The sequence below is a fragment of the Pseudomonas sp. 1L-C-7-B-C1 genome (assembly GCF_057291635.1).
In genome coordinates, this window is record NZ_JBXAWH010000011.1 from 193727 (window position 1) to 217502 (window position 23776).

Annotated in this window: 26 protein-coding genes; 9 read left to right on the forward strand and 17 right to left on the reverse strand. The window is 61.7% G+C overall.

Annotated elements, in window-relative coordinates; translation table 11 throughout:
* The first annotated feature begins 20 nt into the window (after positions 1–20).
* Entirely contained in the window at positions 21–584 is a 564-nt protein-coding gene (locus AC0Z8Z_RS18045; RefSeq protein ID WP_485620007.1) for a TetR/AcrR family transcriptional regulator, read from the forward strand.
* A gap of 47 nt (positions 585–631) precedes the next feature.
* On the opposite strand, the gene AC0Z8Z_RS18050 is transcribed toward AC0Z8Z_RS18045, so the two are convergent.
* Entirely contained in the window at positions 632–928 is a 297-nt protein-coding gene (locus tag AC0Z8Z_RS18050) for a BolA family protein (RefSeq protein ID WP_122535665.1), read from the reverse strand.
* Between the two features lie 12 nt (positions 929–940).
* Positions 941–1477, reverse strand: a complete 537-nt coding sequence (locus AC0Z8Z_RS18055) for a DUF2059 domain-containing protein (RefSeq protein WP_122535666.1) — start codon at positions 1475–1477, stop codon at positions 941–943.
* Positions 1478–1739: 262 nt separating this feature from the next.
* On the opposite strand from AC0Z8Z_RS18055, the gene AC0Z8Z_RS18060 reads away from it, so the two are divergent.
* From AC0Z8Z_RS18060 to AC0Z8Z_RS18070, 3 genes are all read left to right on the forward strand, one after another.
* Positions 1740–3134 carry a class II fumarate hydratase gene (locus AC0Z8Z_RS18060; RefSeq protein WP_122535667.1) on the forward strand — a complete coding sequence of 465 codons (1395 nt, stop codon included), beginning with the start codon at positions 1740–1742 and terminating at the stop codon, positions 3132–3134.
* On the forward strand, positions 3127–3741 hold the full coding sequence (locus AC0Z8Z_RS18065) for an NAD(P)H-dependent oxidoreductase (protein WP_485620008.1): 615 nt from the start codon (positions 3127–3129) through the stop codon (positions 3739–3741). The genes AC0Z8Z_RS18060 and AC0Z8Z_RS18065 overlap by 8 nt, the downstream gene beginning before the upstream one ends.
* Before the next feature lie 153 nt (positions 3742–3894).
* Positions 3895–4116: a DUF6316 family protein gene (locus tag AC0Z8Z_RS18070; RefSeq protein WP_122535669.1), complete on the forward strand. Its 222-nt coding sequence runs from the start codon at positions 3895–3897 to the stop codon at positions 4114–4116.
* Between the two features lie 12 nt (positions 4117–4128).
* Here the strand turns inward: AC0Z8Z_RS18070 and AC0Z8Z_RS18075 are convergent, their stop codons facing one another.
* Both AC0Z8Z_RS18075 and AC0Z8Z_RS18080 read right to left on the reverse strand, forming a co-directional pair.
* Positions 4129–4719, reverse strand: coding sequence for a tRNA-uridine aminocarboxypropyltransferase (locus AC0Z8Z_RS18075; protein WP_272632051.1), 591 nt, complete (start codon positions 4717–4719; stop codon positions 4129–4131).
* Positions 4720–4729: 10 nt separating this feature from the next.
* Complete coding sequence (locus AC0Z8Z_RS18080) at positions 4730–5623, reverse strand: LysR family transcriptional regulator (protein ID WP_172609278.1); 894 nt, start codon at positions 5621–5623, stop codon at positions 4730–4732.
* A 167-nt stretch (positions 5624–5790) separates the two neighbouring features.
* Between AC0Z8Z_RS18080 and speB the strand changes: the two genes are divergently transcribed.
* Entirely contained in the window at positions 5791–6741 is a 951-nt protein-coding gene (gene speB, locus AC0Z8Z_RS18085) for an agmatinase (RefSeq protein WP_485620009.1), read from the forward strand.
* A gap of 602 nt (positions 6742–7343) precedes the next feature.
* Positions 7344–7634: a hypothetical protein gene (locus AC0Z8Z_RS18090; RefSeq protein ID WP_122535673.1), complete on the forward strand. Its 291-nt coding sequence runs from the start codon at positions 7344–7346 to the stop codon at positions 7632–7634.
* A gap of 126 nt (positions 7635–7760) precedes the next feature.
* On the opposite strand, the gene AC0Z8Z_RS18095 is transcribed toward AC0Z8Z_RS18090, so the two are convergent.
* From AC0Z8Z_RS18095 to AC0Z8Z_RS18105, 3 genes are all read right to left on the reverse strand, one after another.
* The gene (locus AC0Z8Z_RS18095) at positions 7761–7886 is read right to left on the reverse strand and encodes a PA1414 family protein (protein ID WP_122535674.1); all 126 of its coding nucleotides are present in this window, start codon (positions 7884–7886) and stop codon (positions 7761–7763) included.
* 181 nt (positions 7887–8067) lie between these two features.
* Positions 8068–9519 carry an NCS1 family nucleobase:cation symporter-1 gene (locus AC0Z8Z_RS18100; protein ID WP_122535675.1) on the reverse strand — a complete coding sequence of 484 codons (1452 nt, stop codon included), beginning with the start codon at positions 9517–9519 and terminating at the stop codon, positions 8068–8070.
* A gap of 361 nt (positions 9520–9880) precedes the next feature.
* Positions 9881–11245, reverse strand: a complete 1365-nt coding sequence (locus tag AC0Z8Z_RS18105; RefSeq protein WP_485620042.1) for a DNA recombination protein RmuC — start codon at positions 11243–11245, stop codon at positions 9881–9883.
* A 1078-nt stretch (positions 11246–12323) separates the two neighbouring features.
* Between AC0Z8Z_RS18105 and AC0Z8Z_RS18110 the strand changes: the two genes are divergently transcribed.
* The 3 genes from AC0Z8Z_RS18110 to AC0Z8Z_RS18120 all read left to right on the forward strand — a co-directional run bounded on the left by AC0Z8Z_RS18110 (position 12324) and on the right by AC0Z8Z_RS18120 (position 14766).
* Complete coding sequence (locus tag AC0Z8Z_RS18110; protein WP_172609282.1) at positions 12324–12548, forward strand: hypothetical protein; 225 nt, start codon at positions 12324–12326, stop codon at positions 12546–12548.
* Positions 12549–12839: 291 nt separating this feature from the next.
* Positions 12840–13331: a hypothetical protein gene (locus AC0Z8Z_RS18115; RefSeq protein WP_172609283.1), complete on the forward strand. Its 492-nt coding sequence runs from the start codon at positions 12840–12842 to the stop codon at positions 13329–13331.
* 139 nt (positions 13332–13470) lie between these two features.
* Complete coding sequence (locus AC0Z8Z_RS18120) at positions 13471–14766, forward strand: OmpP1/FadL family transporter (protein WP_122622203.1); 1296 nt, start codon at positions 13471–13473, stop codon at positions 14764–14766.
* Between the two features lie 110 nt (positions 14767–14876).
* Here the strand turns inward: AC0Z8Z_RS18120 and AC0Z8Z_RS18125 are convergent, their stop codons facing one another.
* From AC0Z8Z_RS18125 to bluB, 10 genes are all read right to left on the reverse strand, one after another.
* Positions 14877–15428 carry a glutathione peroxidase gene (locus tag AC0Z8Z_RS18125; protein ID WP_122535680.1) on the reverse strand — a complete coding sequence of 184 codons (552 nt, stop codon included), beginning with the start codon at positions 15426–15428 and terminating at the stop codon, positions 14877–14879.
* 96 nt (positions 15429–15524) lie between these two features.
* A complete protein-coding gene (locus tag AC0Z8Z_RS18130) occupies positions 15525–16472 on the reverse strand; it encodes a GlxA family transcriptional regulator (RefSeq protein WP_485620010.1) in 948 nt (315 codons plus the stop codon).
* Between the two features lie 322 nt (positions 16473–16794).
* Positions 16795–17532: an adenosylcobinamide-GDP ribazoletransferase gene (locus AC0Z8Z_RS18135; RefSeq protein ID WP_485620012.1), complete on the reverse strand. Its 738-nt coding sequence runs from the start codon at positions 17530–17532 to the stop codon at positions 16795–16797.
* The gene (gene cobC, locus AC0Z8Z_RS18140) at positions 17533–18105 is read right to left on the reverse strand and encodes an alpha-ribazole phosphatase family protein (RefSeq protein ID WP_485620013.1); all 573 of its coding nucleotides are present in this window, start codon (positions 18103–18105) and stop codon (positions 17533–17535) included.
* The gene (gene cobT / locus AC0Z8Z_RS18145) at positions 18102–19154 is read right to left on the reverse strand and encodes a nicotinate-nucleotide--dimethylbenzimidazole phosphoribosyltransferase (protein ID WP_485620014.1); all 1053 of its coding nucleotides are present in this window, start codon (positions 19152–19154) and stop codon (positions 18102–18104) included. The genes cobC and cobT overlap by 4 nt, the downstream gene beginning before the upstream one ends.
* A complete protein-coding gene (gene cobU / locus AC0Z8Z_RS18150; protein WP_485620015.1) occupies positions 19151–19672 on the reverse strand; it encodes a bifunctional adenosylcobinamide kinase/adenosylcobinamide-phosphate guanylyltransferase in 522 nt (173 codons plus the stop codon). Before cobU ends, cobT begins: the two co-directional genes overlap by 4 nt.
* Positions 19672–21141, reverse strand: a complete 1470-nt coding sequence (locus AC0Z8Z_RS18155; protein ID WP_485620016.1) for a cobyric acid synthase — start codon at positions 21139–21141, stop codon at positions 19672–19674. Before AC0Z8Z_RS18155 ends, cobU begins: the two co-directional genes overlap by 1 nt.
* Positions 21138–22130 carry a threonine-phosphate decarboxylase CobD gene (gene cobD, locus AC0Z8Z_RS18160; protein ID WP_485620017.1) on the reverse strand — a complete coding sequence of 331 codons (993 nt, stop codon included), beginning with the start codon at positions 22128–22130 and terminating at the stop codon, positions 21138–21140. The genes AC0Z8Z_RS18155 and cobD overlap by 4 nt, the downstream gene beginning before the upstream one ends.
* Complete coding sequence (gene cbiB / locus AC0Z8Z_RS18165) at positions 22123–23031, reverse strand: adenosylcobinamide-phosphate synthase CbiB (RefSeq protein ID WP_485620018.1); 909 nt, start codon at positions 23029–23031, stop codon at positions 22123–22125. The genes cobD and cbiB overlap by 8 nt, the downstream gene beginning before the upstream one ends.
* On the reverse strand, positions 23028–23678 hold the full coding sequence (gene bluB / locus AC0Z8Z_RS18170) for a 5,6-dimethylbenzimidazole synthase (protein WP_485620019.1): 651 nt from the start codon (positions 23676–23678) through the stop codon (positions 23028–23030). Before bluB ends, cbiB begins: the two co-directional genes overlap by 4 nt.
* Positions 23679–23776: the final 98 nt, after the last annotated feature.

Consider the following 23776-nt stretch of genomic DNA (forward strand, 5'->3'; position numbering starts at 1 on the left):
GACCCATGAAAGGCACGACAATGAGCATCAACGCCCGCGAAGCCATACTTCTGGCTGCTCGAAACATTGCCCAGTCACAGGGCTACAACGGACTGAATTTTCGCGATCTCGCCCAAGAGGTTGGCATCAAGCCAGCCAGTATTTACTACCACTTCCCAAGCAAGGCCGATCTGGGTATTGCCGTTGCCAAGCGGTATTGGCAAGACGGTGCCGCTGCCCTCGATACTATTTCCGAGGAGACGCCGGATCCGGCACAGGCATTGCGCCGATTCCCCGAAATTTTTCGTCGCTCGCTGGAGACCGATAACCGGCTTTGTCTGGCGAGTTTTGTGGGGGCGGAAACCGATAATCTGCCCACGGCCATGGCCGAGGAGATTCAGACGTTTGCTCAGGTCAATATTGCCTGGCTTAGCCGACTGCTGGTCGCCGCGAAATACTGCGAGGAAGCCGACAGCGACGTCCGCGCGCGCGCCATTTTCTCGGCCGTCGCGGGGGCGCAGCTCATCGCACGAAGCAGGTCGGACATCACACTGTTCGATAGGTTAATCGAGGCCTATCGCGCCTACGGCCCACTGCCGGCATGACGCCCGCTAGCGCCCGAAACCTGTACAACGGCTTCGGGCGGCGCGGGTCAGTCATGCCCACCCGCACAGGTCGGGGAAGACGGCGCCGAGCCGAGCTTCGCCCATTCTTCCGGGGTGTAGGTGTGCAGCGCCAGAGCGTGGAACTCACCCATCAGGCCACCGAGCAGGCCATAGACCTTCTGATGGCGCTTGACTGCGTTGAGGCCAGCGAACTGCTCGCTGACCACCACCGCCTTGTAGTGAGTGTCCGTGCCGCGACTGTGCATGTGGCTTTCGTTGAGCACCTGAAGGTACTCGGGCTGAAAGACCGTCAACGCGGATTCGATTCGCTGTTGCATGCTCATGTCAGGCTTCGCTTATGGCTTCTTGGCAGGAGCAGCCGGTGCAGCAGGCTTGGCGCCGGCCGGGGTCAGTTCCTTGGTCATGTCGGCGAGCAGCTTGTTGACCACAGGCACCGCGCTTTCCAGTTTGCTCTGGGTCAGCTGGAACGACTGCTGGCTGATCTGCGGCATCTTGGCCTGGACTTTCTGGCCCAGTGGAGACTGGTAGAAGGCAACCAGGTCTTTCAGCTCGCTTTCGCTGAAGTTGGAGGTGTACAGCTTGACCATGTCAGGCTGCAGTTTTGGCCAGCTGATCACCTGATCCAGCGCGGCGTTGGCCTTGCCCTGGTAGGTTTCGAGGGTGGCTTGCTTGGACGCAGGCGCTTTGGTTTCAGCGAAACGCTGAGCGAACATCTGCTGGACTTGCATGTAAACCGGCGCACCCAGTTGATCGGCGTGAGCCAGTTTGAGGAACGCTACAGCACTGGCTTCATGGCTGGCGGTATCGGCAAGAACCTGGCCGCTGGCACATACCAGAGCAACCGCAGCACAAATGGCACGAAGACGGGTCATCGAGTTTCCTTATCTAGCAGGCGAGGCAGAACCCCAAGGGCGGCCATTCTGCGCCCCTTTGCGCATTTCTCTCAACCCCCGACCCTACGAGCGGTTATCCCGCGGACCTGACGCACTCGCCCGTATGCAGGTTTAGGGCGACCGCCCCGGTCGTTTTGTCGCACACTGGCCGTACCTGTTCCGACCGCACAGCAGCCACGGGGAACCCCGCTGGCTCGCCTGGTTACTAAACTGCGCAAATCGATCTTAAGGAGAGAGTCCAGTGAGCCGTACCGAAACCGACAGCATAGGTCCGATCGAAGTCCCCGAAGACGCTTACTGGGGGGCGCAGACGCAGCGTTCTCTGATCAACTTCGCCATTGGCCAGGAGCGCATGCCACTGCCCGTATTGCACGCGCTGGCACTGATCAAAAAAGCCGCCGCCCGAGTCAACAACCGCAACGGCGACTTGCCCACCGACATTGCCAACCTGATCGAGCAGTCCGCCGACGAAGTGCTGCAAGGCCAGCTCGACGACCAGTTTCCCCTGGTGGTCTGGCAGACCGGCAGCGGCACGCAAAGCAACATGAACGTCAATGAAGTCATCGCCGGCCGTGCCAACGAACTGGCGGGTGGCGTTCGCGGCGGCAAGTCGCCGGTTCACCCCAACGATCACGTCAATCGCTCGCAGAGCTCCAACGACTGCTTCCCCACCGCGATGCACATCGCCGCTGTGCAGGCAGTGAAAGAACACCTGCTGCCGGCGATCGCTGAATTGTCCAGCGGCCTCGCCGAACAGTCTTCGCGGCACATGAAACTGGTGAAAACCGGCCGCACGCACATGATGGACGCTACGCCGATCACTTTCGGCCAGGAGCTGTCGGCCTACGTCGCGCAGCTCGACTACGCCGAAAAAAGCATCCGCGCTGCGTTGCCGGCCGTATGTGAACTGGCCCAGGGCGGCACCGCCGTTGGTACGGGTTTGAACTCGCCCCATGGATTCGCCGAAGCGGTCGCCGCTGAATTGGCTGCGCTGTCTGGCCTGCCTTTCGTCACTGCGCCGAACAAGTTTGCCGCGCTGGCCGGGCATGAGCCGCTGACCGCGCTGTCCGGCGCGCTGAAAACCCTCGCCGTGACGCTGATGAAAATCGCCAACGACCTGCGTCTGCTCGGTTCCGGCCCTCGCGCCGGCCTGGCCGAAGTCAAGCTGCCGGCCAACGAACCGGGCAGCTCGATCATGCCGGGCAAGGTCAACCCGACCCAGTGCGAGGCGCTGTCAATGCTCGCGTGTCAGGTCATGGGCAACGACACCACGATCACCTTCGCCGCCAGTCAGGGCCACCTGCAACTGAACGTGTTCAAGCCGGTGATCATCCACAACCTGCTGCAATCGATCCGCTTGCTGGGCGATGGCTGCCGCAACTTCAACGAACACTGCATTGCCGGCATGGAACCGGATGCCGCCAAGATGGCCGAGCATCTGGAACGCGGCCTGATGCTGGTGACCGCGCTGAACCCGCACATCGGCTACGACAAGTCGGCGCAGATTGCCAAGAAAGCCTATAGCGAAGGGCTGACCCTGCGCGAGGCGGCGCTGCAACTGGGCTTCCTCACCGACGCCGAGTTCGATGCCTGGGTGCGCCCGGAACACATGCTCGAGGCTGGCAGCAATGGCTGAACCCATCAGCGGCGCCACGCCACTGGAAGGCTATGGCAAACGCATTCTGATGATCATCGGCACGCCGAAAAGCATCAGCCTCGGCCACGCGCTGGGCGAGGCTTATGCCCAGGGCGCGCGGAGCAAAGGTCATGTCGTGCGGGTGCTCAAGCTTGATGAAATGGATTTCGACCCGGTGCTGCGTGGTGGTTATGAATCCGCACAGACGCTTGAACACGATCTGCTCGAAGCCCAGCGCGAGGTGCACTGGGCGCAGCATCTGGTGTTCGTGTATCCCGTCTGGTGGGGCGGGCTGCCGAGCCTGCTCGGTGGTTTTTTCGACCGGGTGTTCATGCCCGGCTTTGCCTTCAAGGCCCATGGCAGGCATCACCCCTCCAATGAGTTGCTGAAGGGCCGGACAGCGGAATTGCTGGTGACAATGGACACGCCGTCGCGCTATTTCCGCTGGGTTTTCAAGGCCCCCGCCCATCGGCAGATGGTCAGGACGATCCTCGAATTCTGCGGCATCAAGACCACGCGGCTGACGGAGTTCTCGCCGGTGCGCACCTCTACCGAAGAGCAGCGTCAGCAGTGGCTTCGTGACGCCGAAGCACTGGGCAAGCGCTGAAGGTGATGCCCGAACGGTCAGCAGTGGCGCATGGGCTCGCACGTTGATGGAACCGTTAACAACGCTACTATTCAAATGCTCTGACTTACGCTGTGGCGGCGGCTGTCGCCCATTCAGATCACTCGCGTACCAACCCAATGCCCGGAGAAGGCCATGTTAAGCAAGCGTGAACAAGATCCAGCCCCCACCGTACGTTTTCGCAGCGACCGCGTATCCCGCGTCAATGGCCAGTATTTCTTCAGCACCCGGGAAAACACCCTGGAAGGTCCGTTCATGAGCAAGGAAGACGCTGCTCGTGAAACCGAGGTCTATATCCGTCGCATGCAGGCGGTCAGTGCATATCAGCCAGGCATGCCCTCCTCGCTCAACGGCTGATTCAGCCCGTTTTCATGAATGATTGCGGCGAAAGGTCTCTTCGCCCATCGCTGCGATCTGTCCGTCGATCAGCGCATCGAACGGACGCAACAAGCTATCAAATGACGTCTCCGGCTCCAGCGTATGCAGCGCATGGACGATGGCCTCGAGCGTTGACAACGCGTCGGGCCCCGGCGCTTTGCGTAAACGATAGCGTGACGCTGGCGCATTCGTCAGCATCACTCTGGGCAATGCTGCCAGCAGAGGATTGAGGTGCAGCAGCTTGCGCGCCTTGCGCCAAGTGCCATCGGGTACCACGAGCAGCACGGACACGTCGTCGGCACTGTAAGCCTTCAACGCAACAGCCTCCTCCCCCGGAAACAGCAAACAGGCCCGGTAACCATCCCGGCTCAGCCACAGCGCCAGATCCTCGAACACCTCTCCCACCTGCAATTCCGCATTCGTCAGGCCAAGGGCTGCGAGGCGGGCGGTGTTGAGCGCGTGATTGACTTCACTTGGATGCTGCAGGATCAACACGCGCGTCCGACTGCCCAACGCGGGAATCAACGCACACAGGCAGTGATCGGTCGGGCGCAGGCAGCGTTCACAACGGGCACGGGACATCGTCGGTTTCCTACAGTGGATTGAGCTGCGCTTTCAGCAGATCGCGAAAGGTCTGAATCAGCGGCTCACGGCTGCGGCCGCGACGCAGGATCATCGAAAACGGCGCCTGATAGCCGAATGTGGCCGGCAGCAAGACGCGCAGGTGCCCGGAGTCCACCCACGACTGCGCGTAATGCTCGGGCAAGTAACCGATGTAGGCCCCGGACAGCACCAGAATCAGTTGCGCTTCCATACTCTCGACGGTCGCGGCGCTGTGCTTGAAGCCGTGGCGAGCCAGTTCGGCCTGACTCCAGTAGCCGCGCCCGACCATGCGTTGTTGAGTGATGACCGGTTCCGGAATCCGCCGTTCGGCATAAAGCGTGTGGCGATTGCTGCAGTACAGCCAGTGCTGCTCGCGGTACAGCGGCTGATAGAGCAGGCCGTTCATGCGGGTGGAGAACGAGCCGATTGCGAGGTCCAGCCGGTTGTCCAGCACGCCCAGCTGCAGTTCATACGGACTCATCACGGCGAGGTGCAAATGCACGGCCGGATGCTCTGCACTGTAGGCGCCGATAACTTCCGCGAAGGGCAGCGCGCGGTCGCTGACCGTCGAGTCCAGCACCCCCAGGTTCAGCGTGCCGCGCAGCTCGCCCTTGAGCGCAGCGGCGTAGCGCTCGAAGCCTTCCAGCTCGCCTAACAGCCGCAGGGTTTCCTGATGAAACAGCTCGCCCTTGCTGGTCAGGCTAAAACCGCCGCGTCCGCGATGACACAGCACGATGCCCAACGCCGCTTCGAGCTGGCTCATGTAGGTGCTGATTGCCGAGGTCGAGAGATTGAGCTCTTGCTGAGCGCTGGCAAAGCCCTGATGGCGCACCACGCAGGCGAAGATGCGCAGCAATTTGAGGTCGGGGAGCGCGCTGGGCATGGTTGTTCCAGGGAGGGCTTTGCGCGCAGCTTACCCGATACTTCAGGAATATCTGAACTAAGTATTTTGCCTGGCCGATTGTTCGCGGTGGGCCCGGTCAACAGAATCGGGGCCATGCTGGAAGCCCGCTTCCGCCCCTTTTTGATTACCACTGACGAGGCATTCTCGTGGACAAGATTTTTCACCAACCACTGGGCGGCAACGAAATGCCGCGCTTCGCCGGCATCGCCACCATGATGCGCCTGCCGCACCTGCAAACGGCGGCCGGGCTGGACGCGGCCTTCGTCGGCGTGCCCCTGGACATCGGCACGTCGCTGCGCGCCGGTACTCGGTTCGGCCCGCGGGAAATCCGTGCCGAATCGGTAATGATTCGCCCCTACAACATGGCCACCGGCGCCGCCCCGTTTGATTCGCTGTCCGTGGCGGACATCGGCGACGTGGCGATCAACACGTTTAACCTGCTGGATGCCGTGCGCATCATCGAAGAAGCCTACGACGGCTTTCTCGCACACGACATCATTCCACTGACCCTTGGCGGCGATCACACCATCACGCTGCCGATCCTGCGCGCCATGAAGAAGAAACACGGCAAGGTCGGGCTGGTGCACATCGACGCCCATGCGGACGTTAACGATCACATGTTTGGCGAAAAGATCGCCCATGGCACCACGTTCCGTCGGGCGGTGGAGGAAGGTCTGCTGGATTGCGATCGCGTGGTGCAGATCGGTTTGCGTGCCCAGGGCTATACCGCTGAAGACTTCAACTGGAGTCGCAAGCAAGGGTTCCGGGTGGTTCAGGCCGAGGAATGCTGGCACAAGTCGCTGGCGCCGCTGATGGCCGAAGTGCGCGAGAAGGTAGGCGGCGGTCCGGTGTACCTGAGTTTCGACATCGACGGCATCGACCCGGCCTGGGCGCCGGGCACTGGCACACCCGAGATCGGCGGTCTGACGACAATTCAGGCAATCGAGATCATTCGTGGGTGCCAAGGGCTGGAGTTGATTGGCTGCGACCTTGTCGAGGTTTCGCCGCCGTATGACACTACCGGCAATACCTCGCTGCTGGGGGCGAACCTGCTCTATGAAATGCTCTGCGTGCTGCCAGGCGTCGCGCACCGCTGATAGCGGGACTGGACGGGTTGCTTAATGGGACCAGGCGCGCTGCTTTTTAGCGGGACCGGCTTCAGCCGGGAAGAGGCCCGTATGAGCACTCCTCAATTTTGCGGTGTGGCGCCTGACGCCTTCCCGGCTGAAGCCGGTCCTACGATTTGCACGCGCTGACTTTGTGGGACCGGCTTCAGCCGGGAAGAGGCCCTTATGAGCACTCCTCAATTTTGCGGTGTGGCGCCTGACGCCTTCCCGGCTGAAGCCGGTCCTACGATTTGCACGCGCTTACTTTGTGGGAAGGGCTTCAGCCGGGAAGAGGCCCGTATGAGCACCCTCACTCTTGCGGTGTGGCGCATGACGCCTTCCGGCTGAGCCCGGTCCCACAACGTGTGCGCTGCATCGGGCGCGCCGCTCTTCCATTGCGCGCCGTTACAAAAAATCACCACACACCTGTCATTCCTCTCCCGCAAACTTGGGCTAGCCTTAATCCGAGACCGCCGGCGTTGTGCATTGCACCGCAGGTTTTTCAGGGTGGTTGCTCATTGGGCATTCCTGCCACAACCCTCTGTATTTTGATGTTGGGGTGATTACCACTTGGATCAAAGCAGAGGCCGGCCATGAAGCGGAGTGAAGTCAGACAACATGTCATCGACACGATCGGGAAGATCCTGGTCGACAAGACACTGATTCAGGAAGAAGACGATGTGATGCTGAGTGCGCTTGAACTGGATGAGGAAGACTTCAGAGAGTTTTTTTCAATTCTGCAAAGTGACTTTGGCATCGTCCTTCCCAACCAGATCAAAGCCGATATTGCGGGTATGTCACCGCAATCACCTTATGGACAACTGACCCTGCAGGGTCTTGTCGACCAGATTCTCGTCGAAAAAAGGCGCCGAACTCACCACTGAGTCGCAAATGGGATCGATTCAGAAAGGGTGCAGAGCGGAGGGAAGGACTCGACCAAATGGTCGGAGAAAATCGGGAGCGGGCTATCGGGCGATAGCGCCGCTTTCAGACGCGTCTTGAGAAAGCGCTTAGCGCCGTGGACGACGACGCTCATCATCATTGCTGCGCACGGGAATGGGTTGCAGCTTTGGCTTTTCAATCAACCCGAGCGCGACGCCTACATCGTGAAGCCATTCTTGCAACTTGCTGTTCATATAACGCCCCCTTCAGGGAAATACTCGGCAGCCAATGTCCGAACTGCCTAAGCAGATCATAGTGCTAAGGCGCACTTTACGCCTGCTACCGAGTGTCGCGGCAGGAATTTTTGGCCTTGCATGACGTTGTGACACTGCAAATCGCCGATTCGAAGACTTCACGCGACAGACGGCGGGGCCGTCAGCCAGCGACCGCGGAGGTCAACGCCGCGCATTCATGGGCCTGCCGGCGTCTGGCAAACAGATAGAACAGCCCGCCGCCAAGGAAACATCCTGTAAACCATGCGAAGTTGGCCATCGGCTGCAATGCCGGGACGAAGGTGATTGCAATGCCTGCCACTGTTGCCAGGATAAGCGCCTTGACCGCCGTGTAGTTCACCCCGCCGGTGTACCAGTAGCGCCCGGTCGGCCCATCGTTGAACAGCGCATCGACATCGATCTGCTGCTTCTTGATCACGTAATAGTCCACCAGCAAGATGCCGAACAGCGGCCCGATGAACGCCGCCAGCACGTCCAGGGTGTAATGGATGACGGCGGGGTTGTTAAACAGGTTCCAGGGTGTGATGAAGACCGACGCCACCGCTGCGATCATCCCGCCTGCACGCCAGCTGATCTTGCTGGGCGCGACGTTGGCGAAGTCGAACGCCGGCGACACGAAGTTGGCGACGATATTGATGCCGATTGTCGCGGTCACAAAGGCAAACGCGCCGAGCAGCACTGCGACATCGTTATCGATGCGCGCCACGGTGGCGATCGGGTCATGGAGCATCTCGCCGAACACCGGCAGCGTTCCCGAAACAATGACGACGGTGACCAGCGAAAACGCCAGAAAGTTGATAGGCAGCCCCCAGAAATTGCCGCGACGCACTTCGGACATGCTTCGGCAGTAGCGGCTGAAATCGCCGAAGTTGAGCGTAGGGCCAGAGAAGTACGACACCACCAGCGCCGTGGCCATGATCACTTGGGAAAACGCTTCCCAGCCCGTCAGGGATTTCTCGGACAGGGTGAAGCTGATGTTGGCCCAGCCCGCCTTCCAGACAATCCACCCCGCCAGGATGAACATCACGGCATAGACCACGGGTCCGGCCCAATCAATGAAGCGCCGGATCGAGTCCATCCCGGTCCAGAACACAGCAGCCTGTACCACCCAGAGCGCCAGGAAGCCCATCCATCCGAGATAGGACAAGCCGGCAAAGTGCGGCTCTGCATAGACCGACATGTGTGGGAAGAAGCGCAGCACCACGATGATCAGCGCGCTCGAGGCCAAATACGTCTGCACCCCGTACCACGCCACCGCGATAAGGCCGCGAATCACTGCAGGAATATTCGCACCGAACACGCCGAAAGCGAGACGGCAGATCACCGGGTACGGCACCGCCGCCTGCTGACTGGGCCTGGCCAGCAGGTTGGCGATCACCTGAATGATGCAGATGCCCACCAGCAGCGCGATCAGCACCTGCCAGCTCGCCAGCCCGAGGGCAAAAAGGCTGGCCGCGAAGACGTAGCCGCCCACGCTGTGCACATCGCTCATCCAGAACGCGAAAATGTTGTACCAGGTCCACTTCTGCGGCACGGGGCCCAGGTCCTCGTTGTACAGGCGGGGGCTGTAGCCTTTGGGCAATGGCTCGGTCATCGCATTTCTCCCTTTAAGGACGAACCGGCTCCCGACATCACACGTGCGCACACTGCGTACGGGAGCGCGTGTGGGTTGTATACGAAGCGAGAGGCAGAATGCGTGCCATTGCCTGCTTGGCGGTCTGGCAAGGCGCCAAGATAGCGGGTTACCGGCAATCGGGCACGTCACTAGCTGCGATCTTGAACAGCAGGGATTACGCACCAGCGCCTGCTGGCAGTGCACCGTGATCAATGTCGGTGCATTCTTGCCAGGCAGTAAACAGGCACAAGAACGAAATGAAATCTGTACACGATCAGCGGCGACTTTGTTCTAACTTATAAGCCTGTGAGCGCGCAGCGTCATGAAAAACAGTCCCGGGTCACTCCGGCAACTGCACCAGTCCATCCGGGTCGGTCATCGCCCGCTCCAGCAGATCCGCCGGCAGACTCTTGCTGGCCCGCGCGCCGAGCAGCTTGAGCTGTTCACTGCGGCTAACCAGGTTGCCGCGCCCTTCGACGAGCTTGTTGCGCGCGGCGCCGTAGGCCTTGTCCAGCTGCTGAAGACGGTTGCCGACCTCGTCCAGATCCTGGATAAACAGCACGAACTTGTCGTAGAGCCACCCTGCCCGCTCAGCGATCTCACGGGCATTCTGACTCTGCCGCTCTTGCTTCCACAGACTGTCGATGACCCGCAGCGTTGCCAGCAGTGTGGTCGGGCTGACGATCACGATGTTGCGATCAAAGGCCTCCTGAAACATGTTCGGCTCGGCCTGCAACGCCGCCGAGAACGCCGCCTCGATTGGCACGAACAGCAAAACGAAATCGAGACTGTGCAGCCCTTCAAGGCGTTTGTAGTCTTTGCCGGACAAGCCTTTGACGTGATTGCGCAGGGACAGCACGTGCTGCTTCAGTGCCGCCTGGGAAATCACCTCATCGTCGGCCGACACATACTGTTGATAGGCGGTCAGGCTGACCTTCGCGTCGACAACGACCTGCTTATCGCCCGGCAGCATGATCAACACGTCAGGCTGGAAGCGCTCGCCGTCGGGGCCCTTCAGGCTGACTTGGGTCTGGTACTCGCGGCCCTTTTCAAGGCCGGCATGTTCGAGCACCCGCTCCAGAATCAATTCGCCCCAGTTGCCTTGGGTCTTCTGGCCCTTCAACGCACGGGTGAGGTTGTTTGCCTCATCGCTCAGGCGCAGGTTGAGCTGCTGCAAGCGCTCCAGCTCCTTGCTCAGAGAGAAACGTTCGCGGGCTTCGTTCTGGTAACTGTCTTCAACGCGCTTTTCGAACGACTGGATGCGTTCCTTGAGCGGGTTGAGCAACTGCCCCAATTGCTGCTGACTGGTCTCGGCGAAGCGCTGTTCGCGCTCATCGAAGATCTTGCCGGCCAGCTCTGCAAACTGCGCACGCAGCTCATCGCGGGAGCCCTGCAGGTCGGTGAGCCGCTGCTGATGACTGTCCTGCTGTTCGCGCAGCTCGGCACCAAGGGACGCGCACTGGGCGTCAAGGCGGCGCAGCTCGGCCTCCCTGGCGGTCCGTTCGCGGTTCCAGTCTTCCTGAGCCTCGCGCGCGCCTTCATGCTGTTGACGGAGCAACTCCACTTCCCGGCGCAGGGCCGCCAGGTCCGCCTGCTTGACCGCATTGGCCTGGGCCAGGTCGCTGATCTCATCGCGGCTGGCGTCAAGCTGGGCGTTGAGCCCGTCCTGCGCCATCTGCGCATTACTCAAACGCTCGTCAAGCAACGCGGCGTCCGCTTCGCGTTGCGCCAGACGCCGCTGCAACTGCCACGCCAGTCCCACCAAAGGCAATGCCGCCACCGCCAAACCCAGCAACAGGCTGGTTAACTCAAACAACATAAAATCCAGACTCCTCCATTCATGCAGTCAGCATTATGCGCAGAAGCGAGCTCGACGTACGATTCGGGTAAAACCGCGCAAGGGGAAGAGAAAAAAGCAAGCGGATGCTTCAAGAGCGGCGTGATAGAGCCAGTGCTTGGGACAATCCACAGAACCTGTGGATAACTCAGTGGACAACACCCCTTAAGCTCTCGGAAACGCACGTAGAATGGGGCCTGCGTTCAAACTGACGATTTTTTCACCAGCGCAAAAAAACGATGGTTTTCATTGACTTAATAATTCGTTGCATTAAATCAAGCGGTTAGCGGACGACGTGACAGTGACATGACAGATACCTTTCGCAATGTGCACAAGTGGATTTTGTCTCTGCACAAGCCGGTTTCAGCAGCCATGACATCCGCTCAAAATTCGCGGGAATAAGGCACAGGGCCACCCTTTCCGCTCGATATCCTGTAGTCTCTTCTGCCCCGCGTTGTGCCGTTCAACTGAAGCATTGCAAATCAGTGCTTGCGCTGCGCCAGTAACTCTATTAGCATCGCCGCCGTTAGTACCAAGCTGAAAGTCAATTCTGATCGAACAAATCCCCCAATCCCGGTTCGCCAATGAGCGAACGGATTGAAAAAAGGGATCGATCACCTCGATGGTTTCCAGACATGAACTCACACGACCTGCCGTCGAAACGGAGGGGTGTGCAGAACATTCATGCTCTCCTCAACCAGCCTGCAAATTGATCAGGATCTTCACCTCGAGCATCGAACCTTAGCTCGCGTTGTGTTGCCTGCCCTCCTAAGTACCTACCAGTCAGCCCCGCGCCACATTTTAAATGCGCTCAACTGGCTGCTTTTGTTCCAGACAGGTTCTGCGCCCTGCCCTTGACTCGCATTCGAGCATGGGTCCGCGTTTACTGGAACGTTTTAATTTTGCACGCCTCTTATTGCGTGTCGATTCAGGAAACACCCATAACATGACTACTCATATCCAGACCCAAAACGCTATTCGTACACTGACCAACGCTTTCGCCCCAATGGACTGCCTGATCATGGCAGCACGCAAAGGCTGCTTCAGCTTCACCATCGTCAACGAGCACGGCATCGCCCGCCATAGCGAGCGTTTGTACCCGAACCAGTACTCCAGCGATGCTCCGCTGCAGGCGGTGATCGACCGTACGCGTCAGGCCCTGGTTGCCTGATACCGTTGGCTGATACCGTCCGTCGGTAAATACCGCTGCATCGACAAGGCCTCACCCGATAACGGTGGGGCTTTTTTGTATCTGTTTTACTTACAGAAACAGCGACAGATGCGGTAATGAATGCCAGTCACCATTTTGACACTGCATGGGAACTGACCGTAAAACAGACCTTTACATCGTGAATATCACACTACACTTCAAGTCAGCGGCTCAGGTCGCTGCCGGTGGGCCCACTCCATCAATGCTGCCAAGCGCCATGGCCCGCCGACTCATCAACTCCTCGAGGGTGTTATGGGAATCGCCGCCAGTGAACTGTGTCGCTACGTCATTCGCCCGACGCTCATCTACCTTGGCCGGCACAATCGGGCCGCCGAAGCCCTGTTATTGGGCATTGCCGCCAGCCAGTCAGCGCTAGGCGCCGAGCTGGATAACCCGCCCGGCCACGGGCTTTACAGCATCGCCGACACTCAACACCGCCAGCTTTGGGACGAATACCTGGCCCGGGATCCGGACCTTGCCAGCCTTGTGCGAGGCCTGGCCAGCCAGCACGCGTTCCTCACAGGTCCCGATCTGGAACTGACCGTCAACCTGCGTTACTCGACTGCCATCGCCTGGTTGATGGTCGAAGCAAGCCATATTTCGCTGCCGGATACAGATGACTGTCTGGCCATGGCACACATGTGGCGCGAGATATTTCAGCCCGATGGGCAGTTGCAGGATTTCACCTCGGCTTGGCAAACGTGGGTCAGCCCCTTATTCCAGCCCTCACCAGCCATTTCGTGACCGACCGGTATTAAACGAAAAAGCCGCGAACTTTCAGGATTGTCCTACAAGAACCGCTCTAAATCGGCTGATCCAGGCTATGGCGCGTGGGAAGAAATATTGGTAATTTCCGCGCGGTGATCAACAAGGAGTTCTAACAATGAAAAAAACGATGATCAAATCCAGCCTCAGTCTCGCCATCACTCTTGCCTCCACTCAGATTTTTGCATCCGGCTTCGCCCTGAACGAACAAAGTATCAGCGGCATGGGGACCGGCTTTGCGGGCCGTACCTCGTCCGTCGATGACGCCAGCATCGTGTACGGCAACCCGGCCGGGATGTCGCGTCTCAAGCGCGCGCAGGCGACCGTGGGGGTCGCCGCAATCGATGCTTCCACCGACATCACCGACACCAGCGGCCGCAGCACCGGTTCGAACAAAGGCGACATGGTGCCTTTCATCGCCGTGCCGATGGGCTTCTACGTGAACCCGGTCGACGAGCACTGGGCGTTCGGCTTTGGTGTCTACGCGCCATTCGGCCTGGTCACCGATTACGAAGACAACTTCCAGGGCCGTAACTTCGGCAGCAAGAGCATCGTCAAGGTCGTGACCTTTCAGCCGACCGTCAGCTACGCATTCAATGACAAGGTGTCGATCGGTTTCGGTCCGACCATCAACCGTATTTCCGGTGCGCTGGAATCGGCACTCAATGTCAGCCCGCTGCTGGGCGCCCGTACCGGCGACGGCCGCGTGCAGGTCAAGGGCGATGACGTTGGTTACGGCTTCAACGCCGGTATCCTGGTGCAAGCCACCGACACCACCAGCGTCGGCCTGACCTACCATTCCAAAGTGACCTACAAGCTCGAAGGCCACACCGAAGTGACCCCGGGTGCAGGTGTGCCTTCAGCCATCCTGCCGGGCGGTCGCTACGACGCCAAGCTGAACATCGATACACCGGAAACCGTCGACTTCTCCGTCACTCAGAAAATGAATGACGACTGGAAGCTGTACGCCGGTGCAACGTGGACCCGCTGGAGCCGCCTGGAAGACATCACCGTCAAAAACTCCGGTATCTCGCCGGTGTCTCGCCGCGACGCGACCCAGTCTCTGGTCGGTACCATCCGTGAAGAGCAGAACTGGCACGACACTTGGGCCTACGCCGTGGGAACTTCGTACCAGTTGAACAAGCAGTGGGTGCTGCGTACCGGCTTGTCGTTCGACCAGTCGCCCACCAACAACGAAAACCGCTCGCCGCGCATCCCGACAGGCGATCGCACGATCTTCAGCCTCGGCGCCGGTTACAGCCCTACCGACGACATCACCATCGATGTGGCTTACTCCTACCTCCAGGAAGAGAAGGTCAAGGTCTCCGACGCGAACGCGCTGGGTCAGAGCTACAACGCCAAGTACGACAACAGCGCCAACGGTTTCGGCGTGGGCATGACGTACCGCTTCTGATGCAGTTGGCGGGACAGATACATCACCTGTTCGCCAGACAGAAAACCCCGCAGCCAGCAATGGCTGCGGGGTTTTTCGTTGTGGTCGGTCTGTTCTGTGTCGCGCCGCTTTTAAGGCTTAGAGGCGATGGCCTTCTCGATGGCCGAAATCAGCTCGGGATCATCCGGCGCGGTTTTGCTGGAGAAGCTGGCAACCACATTGCCCTTGCGGTCGACCACGTACTTATAGAAGTTCCAGCGCGGTGGGCTGCTTTGCTCGGCGAGGACCTTGAACAGGTTGATGGCGTCGGCGCCGCGCACCGACTGCGGCTCGGTCATGGTGAACGTGACGCCATAGTTCACGTAGCAGACCTTGGCGGTCTCGGCAGCGTCTTTGGATTCCTGCAGAAAATCGTCCGAAGGCACGCCCAGCACTTCAAGCCCCTCGCCCTTGAAACGCTGATTGAGCGCTTCAAGCCCTTTGAACTGCGGCGCGAAGCCACAGAAGCTCGCGGTATTGACCACGAGCATTGGCTTGCCGGCGAACTGCTTGCACAAGTCGATATCCTGTTTCGCCCGCAGCTTGGGCAGCTCGCCTTGCAACAATGGCGGGCAATCGGCAGCCGACGCGGCGCCACTGAGGGCAAGCAACAGCAGAGGCGCGTGAATCCAGCGTAAGGCCATGGCGACGTCCATTCATGAGCGGGCAGGAAAAGTGGGGTTGCCGCTACGCTACTCCGCCGCGCGATGAATGCCTAGCGCGCCAAGGAAACGGGGCCATCAACTGGCTTTGTCGGTGGCTGTGAACGCTCGCTGCATAGCCTGGGGCGGCTCACCGAAGTTGCGCAGAAACGCCTGGCGCATTCTTTCGCGATCGCCGAAACCGGTCTCCAGAGCAACCACTTCAATAGGGTGCTTACTGGTTTCCATCATCGCCCGCGCCACTTCCACCCGCAGGCATTCGATGGCTTTCGCCGGGGTCTGCCCGGTTTCCTCGCGGAACACCCGACTGAACTGGCGGGGGCTCAACCGGGCAATGGCCGCCAGGGCATCGATGGAGAGATCGCTTTTGAGGTTCTCGCGGGCATAGGCCAGCGCCAGTTGCACGCGATCGGACTTGGGGTCCAGCTCCAGCAGCGTCGACAGCTGAGAATGCTCGCTGCCGCGCCGTTGATAGATCACCAGTTTGCGCGCGACCTGCCGGGCGATGTCGGCGCCGAGGTCGTTCTCGACCATCGCCAGCGCGAGATCAAGGCCGGCGCTCATGCCCGCGCCGGTCCAGATCTGACCATCCACGGTAAACAGCTTGTCGTCCTCGACGCGAACGTTGGGGTAACGCTTGCGAAACTCAGGGGCGTGAATCCAGTGCATGGTCGCGCGCTTACCGTCGAGCAGCCCGGCCTCCGCCAGCACAAACCCGCCCGTGCACAGCGACGCCACCCGCCGCGATTGAGCCGAGGCGGTGCGCACGAACGCAAGCAGGCTGGGGGTGGGCAATTGCAGGTCCATGTAGCCGCTGACGATGATCGTGTCGTAACCCTCGGGCTGCAATGGCGTGGTGTTGACCGAGAAGCCTTCGGACGACATCACCTCCCCGCCGCTCTCCGACACCAGATGAAAGGAGTACGCCGCCTCGCCCTGCATCAGGTTCGCGCAGGTCAGCACGGACCCGACCGACAGGCTGAGGGACTGAAAATGCGGGTACACCACCAGCGCAACGCTATGCATGACACCTCTCCGGCTGATCCGCCGACTCATCAATTTGGGAGCTAGCTTGCTCGCGAAGGCTCACTTTCAGTCACCAGAGAAGTGGCTAACAGTTCCGGCCCCTTCTTGAGCAAGGTGGAGCGCCACCCCGGTCAGTCCCACAGGTTCCAGTGGCTTGCCATAGATATCGAGCGGACCGCAGATCCTGTGGGAGCGAGCTTGCTCGCGAAGACGTCGGTACATCCAATAAATTTTCAGCAGCTGGAATGGCGTCTTCGCGAGCAACCTCGCTCCGACATGGACGGTGTTTGCCGCGCGCCGATGCAGGATGTTAAACGACAAATCAATCGCCCATCAGCGCCAATGTCACCAGCACCAGGGTTTCGAGCAGTTCGAGCATCGCGCCGGCGGTGTCGCCGGTGCTGCCGCCCAAACGTCGCATCATCACCCGGCGCAGCCAGAAGAACCCACCCGCTGCCACCACCAGCACCCACGCCGCCGGACCGCCACCGATGAGCACGCAGACCACCGCCACCGCCGCCAGCACCCGCACGCCCGTCTGGCGCGGCAGATGATCGGCCAGCGCCTGGCCCAGCCCGCCGGCGCGCACATAGGGCGTGTTCAGAAACAGCGCCAGCATCGCCGCGCGGCCGATCACCGGCGCCAGCAGCAGGCCAACACCATTGTGGGTTCCAATCAACGCCACCACCGCGCTGTACTTCAAGAGCAACACCACCACCAGGGTGACCACGGCAATCGGGCCGCTCCGGGGGTCTTTCATGATCGTCAGCGTACGTTCGCGGTCGCCGAATCCACCGAGCCAGGCGTCCGCACTATCAGCGAGGCCGTCCAAGTGCAGCCCTCCGCTGAGCATCACCCAGGCCGCCAGCAGCAAGGCGGCATGCAACAGTGTCGGCGCGCCGTCGAGCAGATGGTCCATCGCCATCAACAGTACGCCGAACAGCAATCCGACCAGCGGGTAAAACAGCAGCGAGCGCCCCGACTCCTGGGGCGTCGGCATGCCCGGCAGGCGAATCGGCAAGCTGCTGAGGAACTGCAAGGCAATCCAGAACGGCAGCATTTAAACCTCCGTCAACTCGCTGTTGGCCTGCACATGGAGACTGAACATACCGCCATGAGCCACCGTGACCTGCAGCAATTGCTCGCGAGGCAGACCGCGGGCGCGGGCCAGCAAGAGACGCATCACCCCGCCATGACTGATCAGCAGAACGCGCTGACCCTCACACGCCCGCTGCAACCGCTCAACGGCGGCCAACACGCGGGTGGCAAATGCCTGGACCGGCTCGCCGTTGGGCGGCGTAAACCCGTACGGGTCCTCCCAGAAGCGTCCCAACCCGGCGGCGTCGGTTTCCATCAATTGCGCGGGGCTCTGCCCTTCCCAGTCACCAAAGTGCAATTCCTGAAGATCGACTTCCAACTCCACGAGCAAGCCCAGTCGCTCGGCCAGTTCGTCGGCGAAGCGCGCGCAGCGTTGCAGGGGCGAGCTGACGATGCGGTCCCAGGGGCCACGACCAACCACTGCCGCGCGCATCTGCTGCCAGCCGGTGTCAGTCAGCGCGTCATCGATGCTGCCGCGCAGGCCGCCGCCGAATTCGGTTTCGCCGTGGCGCAGCAGGTCCAGATGCAAGGTCATGCCGGGCGGTCTGCCACCGCGGCCTCGGCGAAGGTCGCCATGCCGTTGTGCAACTCGCAGGCCAGACGCAACAACGGCACCGCGAGCGCCGCGCCGCTGCCTTCGCCCAGACGCAATCCAAGGTCCAGCAACGGCTCGGCCTGCAGCGCGTCCAGCACCAGACGATGGCCCGGCTCGGCGCCACGGTGGCCGAAGAACAGCCACTCCCGACAGGACGGATTGATACCCACCGCCACCAGCGCCGCCACGGAACAGATAAAGCCATCGACCAGCGCAGCGATGCCCTCCTGGGCACAGGCCAGGTACGCACCGACCAGCGCCGCGACTTCAAAACCACCGAGGGCGCGCAGACTGTCCAGCGCATCATCGACAGCATCGGCATGCAGGCGCAGGGCCCGCTCGATCACTTGCGCTTTGTGGTTCACCCCCTCGGCATCCAGACCGGTGCCGGGGCCGACCAGCGAGGTGGGCCGGCAATCGAGCAGCGCGCACGCCAGCGCAGTGGCGACGGTGGTGTTGCCGATGCCCATTTCCCCGCCGATGAACAACTCGGCGCCCGACGCCTTGGCGCGCAACACGCTGTCGCGACCGCCTCCAAGGGCAGCATGCAGCTGCGCCTCAGTCATCGCTGGGCCGTGGGCAAAGTTCGCGGTGCCCGGACCGAGGTTGAGGTGACGCACGCCCGGCAGGTCCAGCGGGGCAACCGTACCCAGATCGACCACGTCCAGTTGCGCGGACAATTGCCGGGCCAGCACGCTGATTGCCGCGCCGCCCATGATGAAGTTGTGCAGCATCTGCCCGGTCACTTCCTGGGGGTACGCCGAAACCCCTTCAGCGACCACGCCGTGATCGCCGGCAAAAATCGCGATCCAGACCTCATCGACCTCCGGCTTCAGGCGACCCTGCAGGCCAGCCAGCTGAACCGCAACGTCTTCCAGCCGGCCCAGTGAGCCGGTCGGCTTGGTCAATTGCTGCTGCCGGGCCAGCGCGTGGTCGCGGCTGGCTTGATCGACGTCACGGGCAGGCGCGAGCCACCAGGCGTTACTCATAGTGCGGGTCCTTTGAGGATCATGGGCAGTCCGGCAACGATAAACACCACGCGATGGCAGCGTTCGGCCAGCGTCTGATGCAGCCAGCCGGCTTCATCGACATAACGGCGGGTCAGCTCACCGAGTGGCACGACGCCGAGCCCGGTTTCGTTGCTGACAAAAATGATGTCGCCCGGCAGTTTAGCCAGGCCGTCGAGCAAGGCTTCGCGCTCTTCAGCCAGGCGCTGCGGATCGTCCAGCATCAACAGATTGGTCAGCCACAGGGTCAGGCAATCCACCAACAGGCAGCGGCCCTCCCCGGCGTTTTCCCGGAGCACGCGGGCCAGCTCGATGGGTTCTTCGATCAACCCCCATTGCGCCGGACGACGCTGGCGGTGCAAGGCGACACGCTGGTTCATTTCACCGTCAAGCGGCTGACTGGTGGCGATATAGATGACGTCGAGGCCGCTTTCGCTGGCCTGCTTTTCCGCCAGCCGACTTTTACCGGAGCGCGCCCCGCCGAGGATCAATTGCAGCATCAACGTTGCTCCAGGCCGCAGAGTTCACGCAGCAGTGTGCCGTCCAGGTGGGTTTCCACCAGATCGGCCAGGCGCTCGATGTCGCGTTCGCGCAGGGCGTGGTAATCCACCGACTGCACATTCTGCAGACCGGCCCACCGCAGCAAGGCGCTGCTCGACGCGGGGTTCTCGAACAGCCCGTGCAGGTACGTGCCGAAGACCTGGCCGTCCGGGCTGCGCGCGCCATCGCAGCGACCGTCGGCGAGCTGGACCAATGGACGTTCCAGCGCCGCGCCGGTAGTCACCCCCGCATGAATCTCGTAGCCGCTGACGTCGGCGTCTTCGAGGGTCAGGCGACCGCTCACATTGCGCAGTTGCTTCTCTTCTTCCAGCACCGTGCTCAGGGCCAACAGTCCCAATCCCGGACTGGAACCGGCCGCGCCTTCAAGCCCCAGCGGGTCATGCAGCTGCTCGCCGAGCATTTGCAGGCCACCGCAGATGCCCAGCACCTTACCGCCGTAACGCAGGTGGCGGCCGATGGCGGTGTCCCAGCCATTGGCGCGCAGATAGGCAAGATCGCTGCGCACGCTTTTTGAGCCGGGCAGGATAATCAGATCAGCCCCGGGAATCGCCTGCCCCGGCCCGACGAATTGCAGATTCACCTGGGGATGCAGGCGCAGCGGGTCGAAATCGGTGTGGTTACTGATGCGCGGCAGGACCGGCACGATGACGTTAAGCACCTGCTCGGCCTTGTCGGTCTGGCGCTGGTCGAGGCCGTCTTCGGCTTCAAGGTGCAGGTCCATCACGTAGGGCAGCACGCCCACCACCGGTTTGCCGGTGCGCTGTTCGAGCCAGTCGAGGCCCGGCTGCAACAGGGCGATGTCACCGCGAAAACGATTGATGATGAAGCCTTTGACCCGCGCCTGTTCGCTGGGCGAAAGCAATTCCAGCGTGCCGACCAGATGGGCAAATACCCCGCCGCGATTGATGTCCGCCACCAGCAGCACCGGGCAATCCACCGCTTCGGCAAAGCCCATGTTGGCGATATCGCCGGCGCGCAGGTTGATCTCGGCTGGCGACCCGGCGCCTTCGACCATGACCACCGGCCAGCCTTCGCTGAGGCGGCGGTGGGAAGCGAGTACGGCTTGCATGGCGATGGCTTTGTAGTCGTGGTAGGCCACGGCGTTCATGGTAGTGACGGCGCGACCATGAATGATCACTTGCGCGCCGGTATCACTGTTGGGTTTGAGCAGCACCGGGTTCATGTCGGTGTGGGGCTCGAGGCCACAGGCCTGGGCTTGGACCGCCTGGGCGCGACCGATCTCCCCGCCGTCGGCAGTCACTGCGCTGTTCAGCGCCATGTTCTGCGGCTTGAACGGCACGGTGCGCACGCCCTGACGGGTCAGCCAGCGGCACAGCGCCGTCACCAGCGTGCTTTTGCCGGCGTCGGAGGTGGTGCCCTGCACCATCAGGGTTTTGCCGAGGGTCATAAGCGCTCCCGGGAAAATTCGCTGAGCGTCTGTTCCAGACGATGCCAGTCGGCTTCCTCGCGGGGCAGGCCGAAGCGCAGGCTGCTGTTGTGAGTAAAGATCCGCAGAAGGACGCCCCGCTGCGCACAGAATTCGTAAAGTTCTTCCGCCAGCGGTGTGATCAGCCACTGGAACAGCGCGCAGCCGCCCTTGGGCGCGAAGCCGTGGCGATTAAGCACGTCGACCAGACGCTGGCTGGCCTGCTCGGTGCGCTGGCGCTGGCGTTGATGGCCGGCCACGTCGATGAGACAGGCCTGACCGATGATCCGCGTGGGTCCGCTGACCGACCAGGGGCCGATCTGCCGCGCCATGACTTTCAGAAACCGCGGCTCCGCCAGCACAAAGCCCAGGCGCACACCGGCCAACCCGAAAAACTTGCCGAACGAGCGCAACACGATCAGGCCCGCGCGCTGGGTGTACGCCGCCAGGCTCAACTCCGGCGTGTTGTCCATGAACGCCTCGTCCACCACCAGCCAGGCGCCGCGCTGGGCCAGACGGGCGTGCCATTCCAGCAGGCGTTCAGGCGGCAAGCTCAGGCCGGTGGGGTTGTTCGGGTTGACTACGACGAGCACATCAAGGGTGTCGATGAACCGCTCCACCTCGTGCTCCAGCACCTCGCGCACCAGAAAGCCGGTATTGCGCCAGGCCTCGGCGTGCTCGGCGTAGCACGGCGACAGCACGCCGACCTTGCCCGCCTGACGCAGACGCGGCAGCGCCTGGATCGCCGCTTGGGAACCGGCCACCGGCAGCACGTCCGTAGCGCCGTAATAGCGGCGGGCGGCGGCTTCCAGACCGTCATCGGTTTCCGGCAGGCGCGCCCAAGCCGCTTCAGGAATCGCCGGGATCGGCCACGACCACGGCGAAATCCCGCTGGACAGGTCAAGCCAGCTCGATTCTTCAATGCCATATTTCAGGACTGCGCCACGCAATCGGCCGCCATGTTCAAGCATAGAATTCTGTCCCCAGACACAAGATCAGCAACCACAGCCACACGCCGCGCTGCACCAGTTGCCAACCGCGATCAATGGAATTCGCGTCCGCCGGGACACCTTCGCCCAGGGTCGCGCGCTCATGCAGCTCGCCGTGATAAATCGCCGCACCACCCAGTTCGACGCCCAACGCACCGGCGCCGGCGGCCATCACCGGACCTGCGTTGGGGCTGTCCCACTTCGGTGCCTGGGTGCGCCAGCAGCGCAGGGCCAATCGGGTGTTGCCCAGCAGCGCGTAGGTCAACGCCACCAGGCGGGCCGGAATGTAGTTGAGCAGGTCGTCGATTTTCGCCGCCGCCCAGCCGAAGCGTTCGAAGCGCTCGTTGCGATAGCCCCACATGGCATCGAGGGTGTTGCTCAGGCGGTAGAGCACGACGCCCGGCGCGCCCAGCACGACGAACCAGAAGATTGCCGCGAACACCGCATCGCTGCCGTTTTCCAGCACCGATTCCGTGGCCGCGCGGGCCACTTCGGTGCTGTCCAGTTCGGACGTCTGGCGACTGACCAGATAGCCGACCCGTCGGCGTGCTTCGTCCAGATCATCGCTGCGCAGCGCCTGGGCGACCGGCTCGACGTGCTCACCCAGACTGCGCAAACCCAACGCGCAATAAAGCGCCAGGACTTCCACCAGCCAGCCAATCAACGGCAACCAACTGAGCAGCGTGGCGATCAGGGTCAGGGGAATCACGGCGATGAACCATGCGGTCACGCCATGGCTGCGCCAGCCCCGGCCGGCGGCATTCAGGCGCTGTTCGATGCGCTCGGCAAAGCGGCCGAACGCCACCAGCGGGTGGTTCCGTTTTGGCTCGCCGAGCAACGCGTCCAGCGCGACCCCGGCGACGCTCAATAACGCCACGCTCATGCAATCACTCCCCATGTATTCTCGTAAACCAGTTCCTGCAGCGCGCGCGGCTGCGCCCAGCCCTCCAGCACCAGCATCGGCGCCGGGTAGAACTCCTTGACGGGACCCAGGCACAGAATTGCCAGGGGTTTTGAACCGGTTGGCATCTTCAGCAGATCGGCCAGGGCCAGGGGGTCGAACAGCGATACCCAGCCCATCCCGAGGCCTTCGGCACGCGCCGCCAGCCAGAGGTTCTGGATCGCGCATGACAGCGACGCCATGTCCATTTCCGGCAAGGTGCGACGGCCGAAGATGTGTTTGTCGCGGTCGTCCATCAGCGCGGCGACCAATACCTCGGCGCAGTCGCTGATGCCCTCGACCTTCAGCTTCATGAAATCGTCAGAGCGCTCGCCGAGGGCTTCGGCAGTGCGAATACGCTCCTCCTCCACCTGCGCCTGAATCTGCCCACGCAATGCCGGGTCGGTGATCCGCAGGAAGCGCCACGGCTGCATCAATCCGACGCTTGGCGCGTGGTGCGCGGCTTCGAGCAGGCGGGCCAGCAACTCGGGCGCGACCGTGCCGCCGCAGAAGTGGCGCATGTCGCGACGCTCGGCGATGGCACGGTAAACGGCGGCGCGTTCGGGATCGGTGAAGGTGTGTTCAGTCATGGAGTCGCCTGTCCCGCGCGTGAAACACAGCAATCACCTGCGATGCGCCCCATGTAGGAGTGAGCTTGCTCGCGAAAGCGTTGGGTCAGACAGGCAAT